The 19,462-nt window shown below is 66.2% G+C and carries 17 protein-coding genes and 1 pseudogene; 9 read left to right on the top strand and 9 right to left on the bottom strand.

Going from position 1 to position 19,462, the window contains the following annotated elements; genetic code table 11:
* Positions 1-15: 15 nt before the first annotated feature.
* Positions 16-2,139 carry an oxidoreductase gene (locus A8G18_RS01520; protein WP_064062460.1) on the bottom strand — a complete coding sequence of 708 codons (2,124 nt, stop codon included), beginning with the start codon at positions 2,137-2,139 and terminating at the stop codon, positions 16-18.
* Between the two features lie 71 nt (positions 2,140-2,210).
* Complete coding sequence (locus A8G18_RS01515) at positions 2,211-2,840, bottom strand: TetR/AcrR family transcriptional regulator (RefSeq protein ID WP_064062459.1); 630 nt, start codon at positions 2,838-2,840, stop codon at positions 2,211-2,213.
* Between the two features lie 251 nt (positions 2,841-3,091).
* Here A8G18_RS01515 and A8G18_RS01510 point away from each other — a divergent pair, with 251 nt between their 5' ends.
* Together A8G18_RS01510 and ygiD are read left to right on the top strand one after the other, a co-directional pair.
* Positions 3,092-3,931 carry an alpha/beta hydrolase gene (locus A8G18_RS01510; protein ID WP_064062458.1) on the top strand — a complete coding sequence of 280 codons (840 nt, stop codon included), beginning with the start codon at positions 3,092-3,094 and terminating at the stop codon, positions 3,929-3,931.
* 20 nt (positions 3,932-3,951) lie between these two features.
* Positions 3,952-4,793, top strand: a pseudogene (ygiD, locus tag A8G18_RS01505) (4,5-DOPA-extradiol-dioxygenase).
* Positions 4,794-4,797: 4 nt separating this feature from the next.
* On the opposite strand, the gene A8G18_RS01500 reads toward ygiD, so the two are convergent.
* The 5 genes from A8G18_RS01500 to catA all read right to left on the bottom strand — a co-directional run bounded on the left by A8G18_RS01500 (position 4,798) and on the right by catA (position 9,461).
* Entirely contained in the window at positions 4,798-5,766 is a 969-nt protein-coding gene (locus A8G18_RS01500; RefSeq protein ID WP_064062457.1) for an alpha/beta hydrolase, read from the bottom strand.
* Positions 5,767-5,841: 75 nt separating this feature from the next.
* Positions 5,842-6,978, bottom strand: a complete 1,137-nt coding sequence (locus tag A8G18_RS01495) for an alkaline phosphatase family protein (RefSeq protein ID WP_064062456.1) — start codon at positions 6,976-6,978, stop codon at positions 5,842-5,844.
* Positions 6,979-7,013: 35 nt separating this feature from the next.
* Complete coding sequence (catC, locus tag A8G18_RS01490) at positions 7,014-7,295, bottom strand: muconolactone Delta-isomerase (protein WP_064062455.1); 282 nt, start codon at positions 7,293-7,295, stop codon at positions 7,014-7,016.
* Between the two features lie 37 nt (positions 7,296-7,332).
* Positions 7,333-8,460: a muconate/chloromuconate family cycloisomerase gene (locus A8G18_RS01485; protein ID WP_064062454.1), complete on the bottom strand. Its 1,128-nt coding sequence runs from the start codon at positions 8,458-8,460 to the stop codon at positions 7,333-7,335.
* Positions 8,461-8,609: 149 nt separating this feature from the next.
* Positions 8,610-9,461, bottom strand: coding sequence for a catechol 1,2-dioxygenase (catA, locus tag A8G18_RS01480; protein WP_064062453.1), 852 nt, complete (start codon positions 9,459-9,461; stop codon positions 8,610-8,612).
* A 192-nt stretch (positions 9,462-9,653) separates the two neighbouring features.
* Here catA and A8G18_RS01475 point away from each other — a divergent pair, with 192 nt between their 5' ends.
* Positions 9,654-10,451, top strand: coding sequence for an IclR family transcriptional regulator domain-containing protein (locus A8G18_RS01475; protein ID WP_064062452.1), 798 nt, complete (start codon positions 9,654-9,656; stop codon positions 10,449-10,451).
* Positions 10,452-10,462: 11 nt separating this feature from the next.
* Here the strand turns inward: A8G18_RS01475 and A8G18_RS01470 are convergent, their stop codons facing one another.
* Positions 10,463-11,389: an AraC family transcriptional regulator gene (locus A8G18_RS01470; RefSeq protein ID WP_425337684.1), complete on the bottom strand. Its 927-nt coding sequence runs from the start codon at positions 11,387-11,389 to the stop codon at positions 10,463-10,465.
* Between the two features lie 245 nt (positions 11,390-11,634).
* Between A8G18_RS01470 and A8G18_RS01465 the strand changes: the two genes are divergently transcribed.
* The 3 genes from A8G18_RS01465 to A8G18_RS01455 all read left to right on the top strand — a co-directional run bounded on the left by A8G18_RS01465 (position 11,635) and on the right by A8G18_RS01455 (position 14,440).
* Positions 11,635-12,201: a flavin reductase family protein gene (locus A8G18_RS01465; RefSeq protein ID WP_064062451.1), complete on the top strand. Its 567-nt coding sequence runs from the start codon at positions 11,635-11,637 to the stop codon at positions 12,199-12,201.
* A gap of 35 nt (positions 12,202-12,236) precedes the next feature.
* Positions 12,237-13,850, top strand: coding sequence for a 4-hydroxyphenylacetate 3-hydroxylase family protein (locus tag A8G18_RS01460; protein WP_016932773.1), 1,614 nt, complete (start codon positions 12,237-12,239; stop codon positions 13,848-13,850).
* A 95-nt stretch (positions 13,851-13,945) separates the two neighbouring features.
* A complete protein-coding gene (locus tag A8G18_RS01455; protein WP_064062450.1) occupies positions 13,946-14,440 on the top strand; it encodes a hypothetical protein in 495 nt (164 codons plus the stop codon).
* Between the two features lie 76 nt (positions 14,441-14,516).
* Here A8G18_RS01455 and A8G18_RS01450 read toward each other — a convergent pair whose 3' ends face one another.
* Complete coding sequence (locus A8G18_RS01450) at positions 14,517-15,440, bottom strand: AraC family transcriptional regulator (protein WP_064062449.1); 924 nt, start codon at positions 15,438-15,440, stop codon at positions 14,517-14,519.
* Positions 15,441-15,607: 167 nt separating this feature from the next.
* Here A8G18_RS01450 and A8G18_RS01445 point away from each other — a divergent pair, with 167 nt between their 5' ends.
* The 3 genes from A8G18_RS01445 to benA all read left to right on the top strand — a co-directional run bounded on the left by A8G18_RS01445 (position 15,608) and on the right by benA (position 19,453).
* Positions 15,608-16,819, top strand: a complete 1,212-nt coding sequence (locus A8G18_RS01445) for a cytochrome P450 (RefSeq protein ID WP_016932776.1) — start codon at positions 15,608-15,610, stop codon at positions 16,817-16,819.
* Positions 16,807-17,811 carry a 2Fe-2S iron-sulfur cluster-binding protein gene (locus A8G18_RS01440; protein ID WP_064062448.1) on the top strand — a complete coding sequence of 335 codons (1,005 nt, stop codon included), beginning with the start codon at positions 16,807-16,809 and terminating at the stop codon, positions 17,809-17,811. The genes A8G18_RS01445 and A8G18_RS01440 overlap by 13 nt, the downstream gene beginning before the upstream one ends.
* Before the next feature lie 268 nt (positions 17,812-18,079).
* Positions 18,080-19,453, top strand: coding sequence for a benzoate 1,2-dioxygenase large subunit (gene benA, locus A8G18_RS01435; protein ID WP_064062447.1), 1,374 nt, complete (start codon positions 18,080-18,082; stop codon positions 19,451-19,453).
* The last annotated feature ends 9 nt before the right edge of the window (positions 19,454-19,462 follow it).

The following is a 19,462-nucleotide window of genomic DNA, read 5'->3' as shown; positions in this document are numbered from 1 at the left end:
TCACTCGTCCGCCCCCTACAGCGTGGTGGCAACCTGCCACGCCGAGTGCATTGCGCCTTCGATGTAATCGACCGAACCGGCGTCACCGACGACCCGGACGTCGACGCCCGAGCCGGTCAGTTCATCCGCCAGAGGAGCGGCCGCCGACACCCCCGTGGCAACGATCACCATCGATGCCCGCACCGAATGCGTTTCTCCGCCTGCGACGAACTCGACGGTCCTGCGGGTGATGCGCTTCAGGGTGGCATTGCGGTGGATGTCGACGCCGACGTCGCGGGCATGTTTGACCGCCGTCCACCGGCGCGGCATCGCCATGGGCACACCGAGCTGACCGCCCTCGGCGACAAGGGTCACGCGGCTGCCGCGCTCGGCGAGGAACTCGGCCAGCTCGAGGCCCACGAGAGAACCGCCGACCACGACGACGTTGCGGGTCATCGGCAGGAACTTGAGGAACTTGGTGCTCAGGAACCGGATCCTGTCCGGGCTCTTCGTGATCCCCAGCGCACCCCCGAGCCGCCCCATCACACGCAGCAGAGGGGACTGGCCGGAGACGTCACCGGATCCGGTCATGAGAGCGCGCATGGTGTCGCCGGTGTGTACGTGCGGGAGATTGCCGCCCGGGACGTCGGGCCGGTCGCGGACGGCGCCGGTCGCGACGACGACGACGTCGGGCGAGAGCGCCCGGACGGTCGTGGCGGTGGCGGTGGTACCGAGCCGGACGTCGACGCCGAGGCGGGCGACCTCACTCTTCAACCAGTTCAGCAGCCGTTCGTTGTCGGGGGTGGTCAGCGTGGAGAACCACAGGGTGCCACCGAGCCGGTCGGTCTTCTCGAGCACGGTGACCCGGTGCCCGCGTTCGGCGGCGATGCGCGCGGACTCGAGACCGCCGGGGCCGGATCCGACGACCACGACATGCTTGCGGGTCTCCGTTTTCGGGAACGGCAGCAGGGTCTCGTTACCGAGCGCCGGATTGACGGCGCACAACGGGGTGTCGTCCCAGAAATTCTCCTGGACGCACACGTAGCAGTTGATGCAGGGGCGAATCCGCTCGGGCGTACCGGCTTCGAGCTTGTTCACCACTTCCGGATCGGCCAGGAGCTGACGACCCATCGCGACGAAGTCCGTGCGTCCTTCGGCGATCATCTTCTCTCCGACCTCGGGGAGCATACGGCCGACGGTGATGATCGGGACCGACACCGCGCGCTTGATCACGGCAGCGTTGTCGGTGTAGAAACCGACCTTGTTCGGCAGCGGGCCGTCGGTGAAGTTCGCGAACGCGTTGAGCGCCGTACCCGTCACATGGATGGCGTCGGCACCGGCCTGTTCGAGCAATACCGCTGCGGCAGCTGCCTCGTCGGGTGCCATGCCGTCCGATTCGCCGTACTCCTGCCCGGCCAGACGGACGATCACCGCGAGGCTGTCCCCGACCTCGTCCTTGACGGCGCGCACGACCTCACAGGCGAGTCGTGCCCGGTTCTCGAGCGAGCCGCCGTATTCGTCGGTGCGCTGGTTCGAGTAGCGGCTGAGGAACCCGCCGAGCACATAGTTGTGAGCACAGTGGATCTCCACCGCGTCACCGCCTGCCGCCTTCACCCGGGTGGCCGCCTCGGCGAACATCCTGACGAGCCACGCCAGATCCTCGTGGGTGGCTTCGTGATAGGTCGACGTCTTGCCCCCTTGGATGGCGGCCATCTTCTTCAGTTCCGCCGGGGTGCAGTCGATCATGGCGCTCATGTCGCTCGGCGGCCGGGGCTGCGAGGGAACCAGCATAGGGCGGTCTTCGAGCGTGTCGATCCGCGCGACCCTGCCGTGATGGGTCATCTGGACACACAGCTTGCTTCCGGCCGCGTGGACGGCGTCGGCGAGGGCCGCGAGACCGGGAATGAATCGGTCCTCGGACAGGCCGGGTTCCTTCTCGCTGGCGCAGCCGAGCGGATAGGCGACCGCGCAGCAGCCGGTGATGATCATGCCGGTACCACCGGCGGCGCGCGCGGCGAAGTGGTCGATGTCGGGCTGGTGGATCTCACCGTCCTCGCACAGGTTCATGTCCATCGCCGCGAGCACCACTCGGTTGTCGAGGGTGATCGGGCCGATGGTGCCGGCGGAGAGGAGGTGGGAATAGGACCGGGTGTCGTTCATAAGGAAAGCAGCTCCTGGAAATGGCCGAGAGAGATCTCTCGAATGGCATGAGAATGTGTTGTGCAGCAGGTCTATACGCGATGGGCGTTCCTCGGAAGTGTGTTTCGGCCCGCATCCCGGCGGGGTCGGACGAGAGCCTGCAGGGCGGCACCGTAGCGGTCGACGATGTCGTCGATGGGCGCGGCGAGCAGCCACGGGCTTTCCACGACGTACAGGGCGGTCATCAACCCCGCGAGCTGTGCTGCCAGCAGATGAGCGCGCAACTCGGCGTCGTCGCCGTCGAGACGCGGCGCCAAGGGGGTGATGATCATCTGTTCGATGGCGTCCTGCAGGTGCTCGCGGACGGCGGGGCGGTCCGACGCGCGTACGAGTGCGGCGTAGACGGCACCGGATTCGTCGGTCTGCCGGGCGCGGGTGCGCCGGACGACGAAGTCGACCAGCGCTCTGCCCAATCCGTCGAGTGGCCCCCCGATGACCTCGAGGAACGCGTCGGACATCGTCATCGTCCGCACGAACAACTTTTCCTTGGATCCGAAATAGCGAATGACCAGCGCGGGATCGACACCGGCGTGGCGCGCGATATCCCGGACGCCGGTGGCGGCGAAGCCCTGCTCGGTGAACAATTCCTCGGCCGCTTTCTCCACGGCAGCACGGTTGTGGGCGGTACCGGTACGGGCACCCTGCTCGATTTCGCCAGACATCCTCGTCCTCACCTGTAGTTCCGCCAGTTCAGTCAACGGCGTTGACGAGACCATGTCAACAGTGTTGACCGTCTCACCGTCACAGAAACCGGGCTCACCGATGAAGGTGCACGTCGCATCCGGCGTGAGCACGATGACCGTCCTCGTACGCACCTACGGATGCACCCGTCGCCGACCGCACTCGGACCGTTCGGCCGGCCCTCGTGCAAGGATGCGAGGAGCAGTAGTCGACGAGGCCGCAGGAGGCGCTCATGGAGCACACCGAATCGTCGTTCACCGGCGGCGGGGCGATCCCGATCGTGTACGACGTGTGGTCGCCGGAGGCCCCTACGGGCGTGCTGATCCTCAGCCACGGACTGGGCGAGCACGCCCGTCGCTACGACCACGTCGTCGAACGGCTCACCGACCTCGGCCTGGTCGTGTATTCGCCCGACCACCGCGGTCACGGACGGTCGGGCGGCAAGCGTGTACACGCACGCGAGATGCGCGAGTTCACCGAGGATCTCGACACCCTGATCGACCTTGCGCTCCACGAGCATCCCGGACTGCCGGTGTTCATGCTCGGGCACTCCATGGGGGGTGCCATCGCACTCGCCTACGCGTTCGACCATCAGGACAGGCTCACCGCGCTCCTGTTGTCCGGACCGGCCGTGATCGTCACGTCGGGAACACCGAAGCCGGTCGTGGAGATCGGGAAGCTGATCGGACGTTTCCTGCCCGGTGTGCCGGTGCAGAAGCTCGACAGCACGGCGGTGTCGCGCGATCCCGCCGTGGTCGCGGCGTACGACGCCGATCCGCTCGTGCACCACGGTCTCGTGCCCGCCGGGCTCGCGCGAGTGCTGGTGCTCAACGAGCAGAGCCTCGAGCGGCGCCTTCCGAGCCTGACCCTGCCCTTGCTCGTCATGCACGGCACCGAGGACACCCTCGCCGATCCGGCCGGGGCGCAACTCATCGCCGACCGTGCCGGTTCGGAGGATCTGACGCTGAAGTTGTACGACGGGTTGTTCCACGAAATATTCAACGAACCGGAGAAGGACCGCGTGCTCGACGACCTGACGGCCTGGTTGAAGGCCCGGCTCGCCGGCCGATAGGAGAACTCGTGCCGACACGCATGCCGGTCGCCTTCCTCGGCCACGGCAGTCCGCTCAACGCGCTCGAATCGAACCGCTACACGCAGGCATGGGCGGCATTCGGACGTTCCGTTCCGACTCCCCGCGCGATCCTGGCGATCTCCGCGCACTGGTACATCAACGCCACTGCTGTGACGTCGATGCGATCGCCCCGCACGATCCACGATTCTTCGGGTTCCCGCAGGATCTGTTCGACGTGGAGTATCCGGCTCCGGGTGCTCCGGAACTGGCGGAGGAGATCGCCGATCTCGTGCACCCGACGTGGGTGGGCGCCGACATCGATTCGTGGGGCATCGACCACGGCACCTGGTCGGTGCTCACCCATGCTTTCCCGAATGCGGATATCCCGGTGGTGCAACTCGGCCTCAATGCCTACAAACCGCTCGACTATCACGTGGATCTCGGCGCTCGCCTCGCCGCATTGCGCGACCGTGGGGTGTTGATCGTCGCGAGCGGCAACGTCGTCCACAACCTCGGGGCGTTGGATCCGCGGCGACCGGGGACGGGATTCGACTGGGCGCACCGATTCGACGAGGACGTCCTCGCCATCCTTCGGGACCGTCCCGGAGACGCGGCTGCGCTGCACGAGCACGCCGACTATCGCAAGGCCGTGCCCACCCCGGACCATTTCCTGCCGCTGCTGTACGTCGCGGGTCTCACCGCCGAGTCCGGGGAACAGCCGGCCACTCTCGTCGACGGGGTCGAATACGGATCGTTGTCGATGACGTCGTATGCCCTCGGAACGGACTGCCCGTCCACCGACGGTGACGGGCACGGGGCCGGATTACCCGAGACCCCGGAACCATCCGACACCAACCTGTGAGCGTTCAGGCAGCGTCGTCCACTGCCACGATCGCGCGCCGTGCGAACCGGGTACTGAGTCCGATCAGCTCCATGGCCTCGGGAAGCGCGCGGGCCAGGACCGGCCACGCGTGGATCTGCCCGCGCCACAGATGTGTCTCCACCGACCGACCTGCCGACGCGAGATGCTCGGTCATGATCTCCACGTCCGGCCTGGTCAGCTCGTATTCGGCCGCGCACATGAACATCGGGGGGAACAGCGCGGGATCGGCGTCGACGGGGTTCATCTCGCCCTCGATCGCTTCTTCTCCGGCGAACCAGCGCGGACGGATCTTCCCGAGGGCCTTGATGGGTAGGTAGGCGTCCCTCGCCATGTACTTCGGATCGTGCTTGTCGAGATCGAGGTTGAGCAGCGGCGAGTAACCGATCACCGCTGCCGGTCGCGGGATGCCGCGACGCGCGGCGAGCTCGGCGACCTTCGCCGCGAGATAACCACCGGCCGAATCGCCCCCGACGACGATGCGGGTGGGGTCGTCGGCCACCTCGAGCAGTGCGGTGTACGCGTTCATCGCGTCCTGCACCGAACCTGCGATCGGCACCGCGGGCACCTGCCGGTAATCCATCGAGTACACCGGTGCGCCGGAGTCCAGGGCCAGTTGCACGCACAGCTGACGGTGGGTGGACGGGCCGCAGAAGATGAAACCGCCGCCGTGGAAGTAGAGGATGGTGGCGTCCTCGAGCGGGTCGTCGACCGGCTTCGGGGAGATGATCCGCTCACCGGGCACTCCACCGAGTTCGGTCTGCGTGACGTGCACGGCACGCGGGGTGGGCGTGATCCTGTCGACCACCCACGACAGCCGGCCGAGCACGGCGATTCCGAAGTCGTTGCTCGGCCAGAGGCTCAGGATCGGCTTGAAGAGGATCCGGACCACCCACAGGAGGATCAGCGCGACCCTACTGCTGCGGTCGTGCCAGGTCACCGCATCGGTACGCATGTGCACACACTATGTGACCGATACGGTTCGGGCATCGAGAGTTCCGACACCCGCGAGTCCCGGCAGGGATACCGGTCACCCGATCCGCAGCAGCGGCACGAGCAGTTCCTCGTCGGTCAACGCCCCGTGCTGCCCGGGCAGGTTGGACATGACCTGCTCCCCGTCGCTGCGGATCACCGTCGATTCGCCTCGTCCGACGGCCACGATGTCGCCGATCCGCCTGGCCAGCGACGGATCGGGATCGGATCCGAACAGGCACGCCGCGAACGCGTCGTCGCGGGTGCCGACCCACGCGTGGTCGCCGAGTTCGTTGCGCCAGCGTTCGAGGACCCGGCCGACGTGGTCGGTATAGATGTGGCGACATCGCGGCTCGCCGGCAATGACGGTGACGTCCTCACCCAGACCCGGTGTGTGGTCGAAGTCGATGCGACGGCCGCGGGAGGCGTCGACCATGCCGTGGTCGGCGGTGACGAGCAGACGGGTGCCGTCCGGCAGCGCCCCGGCGAGCTGTTCGACGAAACGGTCGACCACCGTGAGCTGCGCGAGCCACGCTGCGGATTCCGGCCCGTAGACGTGCCCGAGCGTGTCGACCTCCCCGATGTAGCAATAGACGAGACTGCGGCCGCCCGTGCGCACCGCGGCGGCGACCTGGGCGAGCAGATCGCCGTAGGCGGAGACCCCGACGAAGTTGCCGCCGCGCAGCACGGCCCGGGTGAGACCGCTCCCTTCGAAGGCCTTCGGCACGACGGTCGTGACGGTCAGCCCGGCCTCGCGGCCGCGTTCGAACACCGTCCGGTGGGGCTGCACGGTCTCCGGAACGAGGTCGTCGCGCTGGTCGATCGCGGTTCCGGCGAGGGTCCAGCGCAGCCAGTTCACCGGAGCTTCGATCTCGTCGACATACGACTGGTAGCCGGTGATGCCGTGGAGACCGGACGGCAGCCCGGTCCCGAGGGAAGCGAGGCTGACCGCTGTGGTCGTGGGGAAACCGGCACGCATCGGGCTCCCCGGCGCCTGTGTCAGGTACGGGGCTGCTTTCGTGTTGCGCTGCAGCAGTTCCCATCCCATTCCGTCGACGAGCAGGACGACGGTGTGGTCGGCCGGGGCCAGGTCGAGTCGATTGCTCTCACCGGCGACCCCCGCCGACGAGAGCACCGAGGGCATCAGGTCGGCGAGGGTCGGCTCGGCGTAGACGTCGCGCAGGGGCAGGCTCATATTCCGAGTATGAGCCACGGCCGTGCGCGCGGGTGTCACTTGATGTCGGACCCGTGCTTCGTCAGCGGCATGATCTCGATGTTCATGTAGGGGAACAGCGGCAGGTTCCACAGGATCTCGTGCAGCTCGTCCGCCGACTCGACGTCGAAGATCGAGATGTTGCTGTACTGGCCGACGATCCGCCAGATCTCGCGCCACTTGCCCTGGCGCTGCAGATCCTGACTGTAGGCCTTCTCCTTGGCGACGGTCTCGGCGCGCACGTCGGGGTCGAGATCACGGGGGATGTCGACATCCATCCGAACGTGGAACAGTGCCATGATATTTCTCCTTCTTCTGTTCTGGCGAAAATGCGGATCAGGAGCGCGCGTACTTCTTCACGACGTCCATGTCGAGGTCGACGCCGAGACCCGGCCCCTCGGGCAGGTGCACCTGACCCTCGGAGTAGTCGAGCGGCTTCTGCAGAAGTTCGACGGCGAACAGCTGCGGACCGAACAGTTCGGTGCCGTAGTCGATCCCCGGTTCGGCGCAGGCGAAGTGGATGGACGCCGCGGTGCCGATGGGTCCTTCGATGGAGGTCGCGCCGTGGCAGCGCAGACCTGCCGCCTTCGCGACGGCGACGACCTGCTTGCTACGCTGCAGCCCACCGCACTTGGTGGTCTTGAGGGCGACGACATCGGCGGCGCCCAGCTTGGCCACTTCGTACGCGTCGTGCGGAGTCTGTACGGATTCGTCGGCCATCACGGGCGCCGAGACGCGGCGGTTGATCTCGGCGAGAACATCGAGTTGGTCTGCGGGAGTCGGCTGTTCGATGAGCTCGACACCACCGTCGACGAGTTGCGGGACGTGGCGCAACGCGGTGAAGCGGTCCCAGCGGGCATTGACGTCGATGCTGAATCCGACCTCGCCGCCGAACGCTTCCACGATCTTGACGACGCGGCCGGTGTCGACCGCCGGGTCGAGCGCACCCATCTTGAGCTTGAAGGAGAAGTTCAGGCGCTGCTCGCGCTTGTGTGTGACCTCTTCGACGATCTCCTCGAGTGGAGCCGCGCCGAGCGCCCAGCGCACGTCGACGCCGGTGCGGAAGGCACCGCCGAGCAGCGACGAGACCGGCACACCCAGTGCACGACCCCAGGCGTCGTGCATCGCGACGTCCACGGCGGCCTTCGCGAAACGCGCGTTGGCGACGATGCGCTCGATATCGACCATGACGCCGCTGATTTCGTCGACGCCGCGCCCGATGATGTAAGGACCGATGTAGCGGTCGACGATCTGCTGCATCGTCTCGACCGACTCGCCGCCCCACCACGGTCCGCCCGGCACGACGCCCTCACCGTAACCGGTGACGCCACTTTCGGTGGTCACCGCGACGAGCAGGATCGGCTGCGCCTCCGAGGTGGTGGTGGCGAACTTGTGGGGCCGGATCAACGGCACATCGATGATCGTCGTGGTGACGGATGCGATCTTCAGATCGGGATCGGACATCGGAATTGCTCACAATCGGGTCGGGGTGTGACAGGGGGTACGTCGCCGGTGTATTCAGCATGAATGCCGGTGCCCCAGAGGGACACCGGCATTCACGATGCGAACCGCGCTCTCGTTCGGATGTGATCAGGCCGCATCCGCGGTCCGGATCACGCTTCCGGGTCGAGCACGAAGTTGTAGGTCACCTCGGCGATGCCGTCGGCGTTGGGCTGCGGATCCAGGATGAGCTCGGGCTTGACGGCCGTCGCGACATCGTCCTCGACCCACTCGCCACCCTGGAAGTACAGCTGGGTGGTGATGGCGCGCTTGCCGGGAGCCTTCACCATCAGGTGCAGGTGGGCGGGGCGCCACGGGTGTCCGCCGTAGGACTTGATGAACCAGCCGGTCGGGCCGTCGGACGGGATCTGGTAGGGAGCCGGCTTGAGCGTGGTGATCTCGAAGTTGCCGTTCTCGTCCACCTCGACGGTGCCGCGCAGGTTCCACTCGGGGATGCCGGGGGCGAACTGCGAGTAGAAGCCCTCTTCGTCCGCGTGCCACAGCTCGACGGTGGCGCCGGGCAGACCGTTGCCCTCGAGGTCGGTGACCTGGCCCTTGAAGACCAGCGGCGGCGCGACCTTGTCCTTCTCGCGCATCGGCATGGTGCACTTCGACGGGAGCTTGGGGCTGTCCGGGACGTAGTAGGGGCCTTCGATGGAGCCCTTGGTGCCGGTGAAGCCCTTGCGGTTGTAGTGCATTTTCTCGATCTCGTGCTCGAGGAAGACGTCGAGCCACAGCGGCCACTCGCCGTATTCACCCACGTCGATGAGCCACTGCTTGAGCACGCGGTACTCGTCGTAGGTCACCTGGTGCTTGTCGACGATACCGGCGAGAGCGTCCAGCAGGTCCTTGTAGATCGCCGACGCGCGCTCGACCGAGGTGTCGGACGTGACCCGCTCGGACTTGAACTTGTCGGTCGCAGCGTTGCCGGACCCGTGGGCAGTGGGGTTCTCCATGGTGGTCATGGCTCTCCTCGTGAAGGACTGAACTATCGGGAAGTGTGGGGCCGGTGCGACACGGGGGCTGCGGTGATCACCGGTCTGTACGCTGTGCGTACTTGTGTATCGCAGTGCGTACACCACATACTGTGCGTGGTGTCACACAGCTTGTCAACACCGGATCGGGCACCATCGACGAGTACGCAGGTAGGAGGCAGGATGCCGAGCATCGACCTAGGTAATGGTCCTAGCAACGACCGGGACTTCATTCAGAGCATCGAGCGTGGTTTTGCGGTATTGCACGCCTTCGACGACAAGGACCCGAATCCCACCCTCGCCGAACTCGCCGCCAAGACCGATCTGTCCAGGCCTGCGGTTCGACGTATCCTGCTGACCCTGCAGAAACTCGGATACGTCACCTCGCAGGGGACGCGATGGTCGCTCACCCCGCGCGTACTCAGCATCGGCCAGCACTACACCGCGTCCCACACCCTCGTGGACTCGGCGCTACCGAAACTGGTCGAGATCGCCGAACACACCAACGAATCGGCGTCGCTCGGCGTGCTCGACGGTACCGAGGTCGTCTACGCCGCGCGCGTTCCGGTCCGCAGGATCATGAGTATCAACGTCTCCGTCGGCACCCGTGTCCCCGCCTATGCCACCTCGATGGGCCGGGCACTCCTGGCCTGGTCCCCACGCGAACTGGTCGACCACATACTCGACCGGACACAGTTCGAGCGACTCACGAGCGCAACCATCGACAACCCGGACGACCTGCGTACCGAACTCGCCCACGTGCGCAGCCGGGGATACGCCCTCACCGCCGCGGAACTCGAAGAAGGACTCATCACGATCGCCGCGCCCGTCTTCGACCCCTCGGGCCACGCGGTCGGAGTGCTCGCATGTTCGACGTCGACCGGCCGGCACACCCTCGAGTCGTTCCGCGATCTCACCGCGAAACGGGTGGTGGACTGCGCGGAGCGGCTCAGCAGCGAACTCGGCTACCGCCACCACTGAGGACGCCCACCTCATCCCCGCAAGGTGGTCGACGGTGGCACCCCGTACTTGCGCTTGTAGGCCGCCGCGAACCGCCCGGTATGGGTGATGCCCCACTCGAGAGCCACATCGGTGACCGACAACTCCGCCGCGTCGCCCATGGTGAGTGCTTCGTGGATACGCTCGAGGCGCAGGTCGAGAAGGTAGTCGCGAGGACACACCCCGAGATATTCGCGAAAGCCCTCCTGCAGGCGCCGCACACTGACCCCGGCCACCTCGGCCATGTCGGCGGTGGTCCACGCCGAAGCGGGGTCCTCGTGCAGGCGGTCGAGAACCCGCTTGATGATGCGCGGACGCGCACCCCCGGTCGGATCCGCGTCCTCGGGCATGACCGCGAGGATGAACGACGTAGTCAGAGTACCCGACAGCTGCTCCGCGACAAGCGCATTCCCCCAGAGCGATTGGTCTGCCCCGAGTTGCTCCACGACCGAACGCAACAGCGTCATCCAGCTCTGCCCCGCCTGGGTCGTCAGATCGACCTGGTCCGGAAGACGCAGATCGGGGCGAGCGAGGACGCGCGCCATCTCGCGCTGCAGGTAGTCGCGCTCGAGCTTGATCCCGACGACCTCACAGTCGTTCGTCCACTTCTGCTCCGGCGCGGCGGTGTCGGGACGGAAGACGGCGCCGTGGCCGACCGGCGACACCACCTCGTCGCCCGCGGTGATGAGACCAGACAGCGGAATGTTCACCGCATACGCACCGGGATGATCGCTTCTGATCGACACCGCCGCGCCCCAGCGGATGCGCGCGAGACGGATGGGCCCGAGCGGCAGCGTACGGAGCCGGAGCGACGGCGCGACGTCGTCGAGGGGGCTCAATTCGTGCTCGAAATACGCATTCGAGACGGCTTCTTCCACCTCTTCCCACTCGGCGGGCCTCGGAGTCGGCTCCACTGCCATCGGCTCCTCACCTTCGTTCCGGCTCGTCATCGACGTTCCGACCTGCACATCCACACGATCCGAACGCATGCGACCCAGTGTGATGCGGAACACCGTCCCAGGCAAACAAGGACCTAGGACCTACTCGTCGCGCTAGGTGGATAGTGACCGCGCTCACCGGATCGCACAAGCCTCTCGACCTCCATATGGTCTGTGTCACAGCGCATCGAACCCCACCCCTTCGCACCGGACAGGAGGACGCAATCATGGATCAGCGCATACTCCGCAACATCTTCGGACAGTTCGCCAGCGGCGTCACCGTCATCACCTGCGCGAACAGTGACGGGGAGCCTCACGGCGCGACCGTCACCGCGTTCACGGCCATCTCACTCGAGCCGCGCCTGTGCCAGGTCACCCTGACCCGCACGTCGAAGGCCTGCGGATTCCTGTCCGACGCGCCGTTCGCCGTCAACATCCTCGCCGCCGACCAGCTCGGCACCGCGATGCACTTCGCCGGACGGCCACAGTCGCCCGAACCCGTCTGGGAGCAGGGACCGACCGCCCCTGTCCTCGCCGGCACGGCCGCGACCCTGTCGTGCACTCCGTGGCGGGAGTACGACGGTGGCGACCACGTCATCTACATCGGCGAGATCGTCGACGCGACCTTCGACGAGACCGCCGACCCGCTTCTCTTCTACCGCAGCACCTTCCACGAACTCGGCGCTCCGAGTGCCTCCACCGCGTGGAACGGCTCGCTGGACGACCCGCACAGCGGATGGTTCGACTCCCAGACCCGCTTCGTGCCGTTCCACCTCGCCGCAGCCCGCGCCTGAACGTCTTCCACTCCCCCCGGACAAGGAGAAATCCCATGACCACCACCGAACCCCGGCCCTCGGAAACCCTCGACCGTTCCAAGGTGAACGTCGCCGCGGACTCCCCGGCCAACCAGCAGACGAACTTCGCCTCCCGTCCCATGACCGGCGACGAGTACATCGCTTCGATCGACGACGGTCGCGAGATCTACCTGCACGGTGAGCGCGTCAAGGACTTCACCAACCATCCGGCCTTCCGTAACTCGATCCGGATGACCGCACGTCTCTACGACGCCCTGCACACCGGCGAGCACGTCAACACCCTCACCACCCCGACCGACACCGGCAACGGCGGCGTGACCATGCCGTTCTTCCGGACCCCGAAGTCCGCCGACGACCTGCGGGCCGACCGCGACGCCATCGCCACCTGGGCGCGGCTGACCTACGGCTGGATGGGCCGCAGCCCCGACTACAAGGCGTCCTTCCTCGGCACGCTCGGCGCGAACGACGAGTTCTACTCGCCCTTCCAGGACAACGCGAAGCGCTGGTACCGCGAGTCGCAGGAGAAGGTCCTGTACTGGAACCACGCGATCATCAACCCGCCGGTCGACCGTCAGCTGCCGCCGGACCAGGTCGGCGACGTATTCATGAAGGTCGAGAAGGAGACCGATGCCGGCCTCATCGTCTCCGGCGCCAAGGTCGTCGCGACCGGCTCGGCCATCACGAACTACAACTTCATCGCCCACTACGGCCTGCCGATCAAGAAGAAGGAATTCGCGCTGATCTGCACGGTGCCGATGGACGCACCCGGCATCAAGCTCATCTCGCGCGCCTCCTACTCGCAGAATGCGAACGTCGTCGGTTCGCCGTTCGACTACCCGCTGTCGTCGCGGATGGACGAGAACGACGCGATCTTCATCTTCGACAAGGTGCTCGTGCCCTGGGAGAACGTCTTCATGTACGGAGACGTCGAGAAGATCAACAACTTCCTCGGTGGCTCCGGCTTCCTCCAGCGCTTCACGCTGCAGGGCTGCACGCGACTCGCCGTCAAGCTCGACTTCATCGCCGGTCTGCTCATGAAGGCCCTCGACGCCACCGGCGCCGGCGGATTCCGCGGCGTGCAGACCCGTGTCGGTGAGGTGATCGGCTGGCGCAACCTGTTCTGGTCGCTCACCGACTCCATGGTCAACAACCCGGAGCCGTGGATCGACGGCACCGTCATCCCCAAGCTCGAATACGGCCTCACCTATCGCATGTTCGCGATGCAGGGCTACCCGCGCATCAAGGAGATCATCGAGCAGGATGTCGCCTCGGGCCTGATCTACCTGCCCTCGTCCGCCGCCGACTTCAAGAACCCGGACGTGCGCCCGTACCTCGACAAGTACGTCCGCGGCTCCGACGGCATCCAGGCGGTCGACCGCGTGAAGGTCATGAAGGCACTGTGGGATTCGATCGGCTCCGAGTTCGGTGGCCGCCACGAACTGTACGAGCGGAACTACGCCGGCAACCACGAGAACGTCAAGGCCGAACTGCTGTTCGCCGCCGAGAGCCGCGGCGACGTCGCCTCCATGAAGGGCTTCGCGGAGCAGTTCATGAGCGAGTACGACCTCGACGGCTGGACCGTGCCCGACCTGATCGGCAACGCCGACGTCAGCGCGTACTACAAGTAGAAACCCGCACTCCGCGCGCGGGCGGATGATCTCCGTTCCCCCTGCCCGCCCGCGCGCGGTCCCACCACCATTCATCCCGCGAAGGAGCGTCCGAGATGACCACGACTGCTTCGAACTCCGTATCCCATCCCCCTGTACCGGAATTCGACGCCGTGGTCCTCGGACGCTCCTTCGCTTCTCAACGGGTGGCGGCCCGCTTGCGCGACGAATTGCGGTTGTCGATCCACGAGATCGGCACCGCGAGTCTCGTCCGCTACGACGACATCGACCACAGATGGGAGATCCTCATCGGCGACACTGTCGTCACCAGAGCGAAGTTCGTCGTCGACGGACACGGCGGTCTCGCGGTCCTGGGCCGCGAGGACAGCACGACCAACCGGCGAACCGTGACAGTGAACGGTTTCCCGAATCTGTTCCGTCCCATCGTCACTACGCACACGGATCCCATCGGGTACACGGTGTCGTGCATCGAGTACATGCGCAGCAACGGTCTGGACTATGTCGAGCGACGGCTGCGGACGCCGGTCGCGGACGACGACTTCCCCGAGCTGTCGTTCGATCGGCCTATGCCGATCCTCTGGTTCGGCTGAGCCGTCCGAGAGGGCACCGAGCGGGTGACGACAACGAAGTCGTCGCCCGCTCGCGTACGTTCGCTCTCCCCGCTGCTCAGCCACGCAGGACTTCGGCGGGAGCGACACCGTACCGCTTCCGGAAGGCCGCGGCGAAGCGCCCCGGGTGGCCGAAGCCCCATCGGAACGCTACGTCCGCCACCGTGATTCCCCCTGCCGCGAGGTCTGCGTGCGCCCGATCCAATCTGATGTCGAGCAGGCATGCGGACGGGCTGCTTCCCACGTACTCGGAGAACGCCTCCTGGAGCCGCCGCACACTCGTTCCGGCGATCTCCGCCATGTCGGCCGCCGTCCAGGCACGGCCCGGATCCTCCCGCAGAGCGTTCAACACCCGGCGCACCATCCCCGGACGCGGTGCCGGTGACAGCCCGTCGGCCGGCGCGACCGCCAGGACGAAGGCGGTGGTGACCGCTCCCGCGAGCTGAGCCGACACCAGAGGGTTCGTCAAGACGTGCGTGGCGCCGGTGAGCTGGTCGCTCAGTGATGCCACCAGCCCGTGCCATTCCTGCGCGGAACCCTTCAAGTCGATCCGATCGGGCAGCTCGAGTCGTGACCGTAACGGGCCACCGAGGATCCGGTCCGCTTCGCGTTCGAGGTGCTCGCGGTCGAATTTGATTCCCAGGACGGAACATTCCGCATCCCAGCGGGTGATGAGCGAGGGAGTGTCGGCGCGGAAGACCGTCGCGGAGCCCGGTTGGGAGACGACGACTCCCGACCGGCCCCGCGATTCCAGACGTCCACTCAAGGGGATGTTCACCTCGTAGGCACCGGGATAGTCGCATTCGATCGCGACGTCCGCTCCCCAGCTCATCCGGCCGATGGTCACACCACCGAGATCGGCCGACACGAGTTCGAGTCCGGGCCGATCCGTCGTCCCCAGGCCTGTGAGGCGGTGCGGGAAGTAGACATCCGCCACCGCACGGGAAGCCTCGTCCCAATCCTCGATCTCGGGCACACTCACGCTTTCGAGACTAACCACTACGGAGACCTGGATCACATAGTCGCGCGATCCGTCCGGAAGCCGCGCAATGTGCATCGACCTTCGGCCCGGTTGCGCCATATGGTCCACGTCACACACATCGAGGGCCCCTTCCCGGGGACCGCAGTTCCCACCGCGTAGGAGATCGAATGACCAGCACCCTCTCGTGGCTCGACGAGGTCACGATGGAACAGCTCGAGCGCAACCCGTATCCCGTCTACGAGCGTCTTCGCGCCGAGGCGCCGGTGGCCTTCGTCCCTGTTCTCGGCGCCTACGTCGCCTCCACGATGGAGGCCTGCCGTGAGGTCGCGACCGGCGACGACTTCGACGGCATCATCACGCCGGCGGGTGGGCGCACCTTCGGCCATCCCGCGATCATCGGCGTCAACGGCGACATCCACCGGGACCTGCGATCCATGGTCGAACCTGCACTCCAGCCCGCCGAAGTGGACCGGTGGGTCGAGGATCTCGTCCGTCCCATCGCGCAACGCTACGTCGAGGCGTTCGAAGCCGACGGCACGGCGGATCTCGTCGCCCAGTACTGCGAGCCGGTGAGCGTGCGCGCCCTCGGCGACCTGCTCGGGCTGAAGGACGTCTCCTCGGACACGCTGCGCGAGTGGTTCCACAAGTTGTCGGATTCGTTCACCAACGCGGCGGTGGACGAGAACGGAAACTTCACCGGCCAGGAGCGTTTCGACGAAGGCGACCGGGCCAAGGAGGAGATCCGATCGGTCGTCGATCCGCTCATCGACCATTGGATCGAGCACCCCGACGACAGCGCCATCTCGCACTGGTTGCACGACGGCATGCCCGAGGGGAAGACACGCGACCGCGACTACATCTACCCCACGCTGTACGTCTTCCTGCTGGGAGCGATGCAGGAGCCGGGTCACGCGATGAGTTCGACGCTGGCGGGTCTGTTCACCCGCCCGGAGCAGTTCGAAGCGGTCGTCGACGAACCGTCGCTGATCCCCCGTGCGATCTCCGAAGGGATGCGCTGGACTGCACCGATCTGGTCGGGAACGGCGCGTATCGCCAAGCGGGACAGCATCGTCTCGGGAATCGAGATCGCCGAGGGTTCGGTGGTGATGCTGTCGTACGGATCGGCGAACCACGATATCGACATCTTCGATGCACCGAGCCGATACGACATGACGCGTCCGCCGCTTCCGCATCTCGCCTTCGGTGCCGGCAAGCATGCCTGTGCGGGCATCTACTTCGCGAACAACGTCAGCCGCATCGGTCTGGAAGAGCTGCTCGAGACGATTCCCAATCTCGAACGCGATACCTCCGAGGACGTCGAGTTCTGGGGCTGGGGCTTCCGTGGACCGAAGGCTCTGCACGCCCGATGGGAGATCTGACCGTGACGTACACACTGACCGCCGGCACCCGCACAGTGCCGTGCGAACCCGGCCAGACGGTGCTCGACGCGTTCCTGCGCAGCGGGCAGTGGATGCCCAACTCGTGCAATCAGGGCACGTGCGGTACCTGCAAGATCAGGATTCACAGCGGCGAGGTGGATCATCGGAACTCACCCGAGCAGACGCTCACACCCGACGAGCGTGCCGCCGGTTACGCACTGGCGTGTCAGACCACACCGTGCAGCGACGCCGTCCTGAACACCCCTGCCGGGCAGGACACGACCGGCACGCACACGCTGCGCGACCTCGCGGCGACCGTCATCGAGGTCCGGGACATCGCCGCCGAGACCCGCAGGGTCCTGCTCACCGCCGACGAGCCGCTCGAATTCTCGGCCGGGCAGTACGTCGAGCTCACGGTGCCCGGGACCTCCGTTCGTCGCCGGTACTCCCTGGCCAACCCACCCTCGGAGCCGAAACTGCTCGAACTGCACGTCCGGCGGCAGCCGGGTGGGATCGCGAGCGATTGGATCTTCGGAAGCATCGAGGTGGGTGAACGCGTGGAGATCACTGGTCCCTACGGCGACTTCACGTTCGATGCCGAGAGTGCCGGACCGATGGCGCTCCTCGGCGGCGGTACCGGCCTCGCCCCGCTCAAGGGCATCGTCCGGCATGCACTCGTCCTGAATCCCGATCGGGAGGTCCTGCTCTACCACGGGGTCCGCACCTGCGCCGATGTGTACGACGCCGACTTCTTCCGCGAACTCGAGGCACGCCATCCAGGCTTCCGGTACGTCACCTGCGTGAGCCGGGAGACCGGCGGCGACCGGGAGGGCTACGTCACCGACGCGTTCGTGGAGGACGTCTCGTCCGCGAAGGAGTTCACCGGTTACATCTGCGGATCCGACGCATTCGTGGAAGCATCGGTCAAGTCGTTCAAACGGCGCCGCATGTCGCCGCGGCGTATCCGACGGGAACGATTCACCGCCGGCTGAATCAGGAATTCGGCAGCGCCGCCCGTGTGGTCACGGGCGGCGTTCGCTTGTCGAGGGTCTTCCGACCCGGTTCCCAGGGGTCCTAGGTATCCCTAGGCATTTACCCGGTGTGACTGTGGACACAGGCTGTCATCGTGGATGTATTGCCGGACACCCCGCGGCCGGGCAGGACCGGACGACACACTCGTCCGCCGCACTTTCCGCCCGCGTCGGCCGCGTCGGACCCAGCCCGTCCGTCCCGGAACGAAGCCGATACCTGGAGGATCTCATGACCGACACCGTGGAACACGTGCGCGCTCGACTGGACGGCGCTCTGATCGAGGACCCGACCACCGGGCGGTACCAGATCCGCCGTGACGTCTTCACCGACGAAGAGATCTTCGAACTCGAGATGAAGTACATCTTCGAGGGCAACTGGGTGTACCTCGCGCACGAGAGCCAGATCCCCGAGGTCGGCGACTACTTCACGACGAACATCGGGCGGCAGCCGGTCGTCATCAGCCGCGACAAGGAAGGCGAGCTGCACTGCCTGATCAACGCGTGCAGCCACCGTGGCGCGATGCTGTGCCGTCGCAAGACCGACAACCGCACCACCTTCACCTGCCCCTTCCACGGCTGGACGTTCCGTAACAACGGCAAGCTGCTGAAGGTCAAGGATCCCCGCGACGCCGGCTACCCCGAGCAGTTCAACACCGACGGCAGCCACGACCTGCGGAAGGTCGCTCGTTTCGAGAGCTACCGCGGTTTCCTGTTCGGCAGCCTCAATCCCGACGTCAAGTCGCTCGAGGATCACCTCGGCGACACCACGAAGATGATCGACATGCTGGTCGACCAATCGCCCGAGGGCCTCGAGGTGCTGCGCGGTTCGTCCACCTACACCTACGACGGCAATTGGAAGCTGCAGGCGGAGAACGGTGCCGACGGCTACCACGTCTCGGCCACCCACTGGAACTACGCCGCGACCACCGCGCGCCGCACCGCCGGTGAGTCCACCAACGAGACCAAGGCGATGGACGCCGGCACGTGGGGCAAGCAGGGTGGCGGTTACTACTCGTTCGATCACGGCCACCTGCTGCTGTGGATGTGGTGGGGCAACCCCGAGGATCGCCCGCTGTACCCGCGCAGGGAGGAGCTGGCGAAGGAGTTCGGCGAGAAGAAGGCCGAGTTCATGGTCGGTGCGTCGCGCAACCTGTGCCTGTACCCGAACGTGTACATCATGGATCAGTTCTCCTCGCAGATCCGGCACTTCCGCCCGATCTCCGTGGACAAGACCGAGGTGACGATCTACTGCATCGCGCCGAAGGGCGAGAGCCCCGAGTCCCGCGCCAACCGGATCCGTCAGTACGAGGACTTCTTCAACGCGACCGGCATGGCCACCCCGGACGATCTCGAGGAGTTCCGCTCCTGCCAGAAGACCTACCTCGCGACGGCCGCGCCCTGGAACGACATGAGTCGCGGCGCAACCCACATCCTCAACGGACCAGACGAGGTCGCGAAGGATCTCGGGATGACGAAGGTGCTGTCGAGCGGTGTCAAGACCGAGGACGAAGGCCTGTACCCGATCCAGCACGGCTACTGGCTCGAAGTGATGCGCGACGCCATCGCATCCGAGAGCTCCGCCGCCGACCCCTCCGCGCTCTGAGAGGACTCC

This window comes from Rhodococcus gordoniae (assembly GCF_001646655.1).
In the GTDB taxonomy this organism is placed as follows: domain Bacteria; phylum Actinomycetota; class Actinomycetes; order Mycobacteriales; family Mycobacteriaceae; genus Rhodococcus; species Rhodococcus gordoniae.
This window is presented reverse-complemented; position numbering and strand designations above follow the sequence as displayed.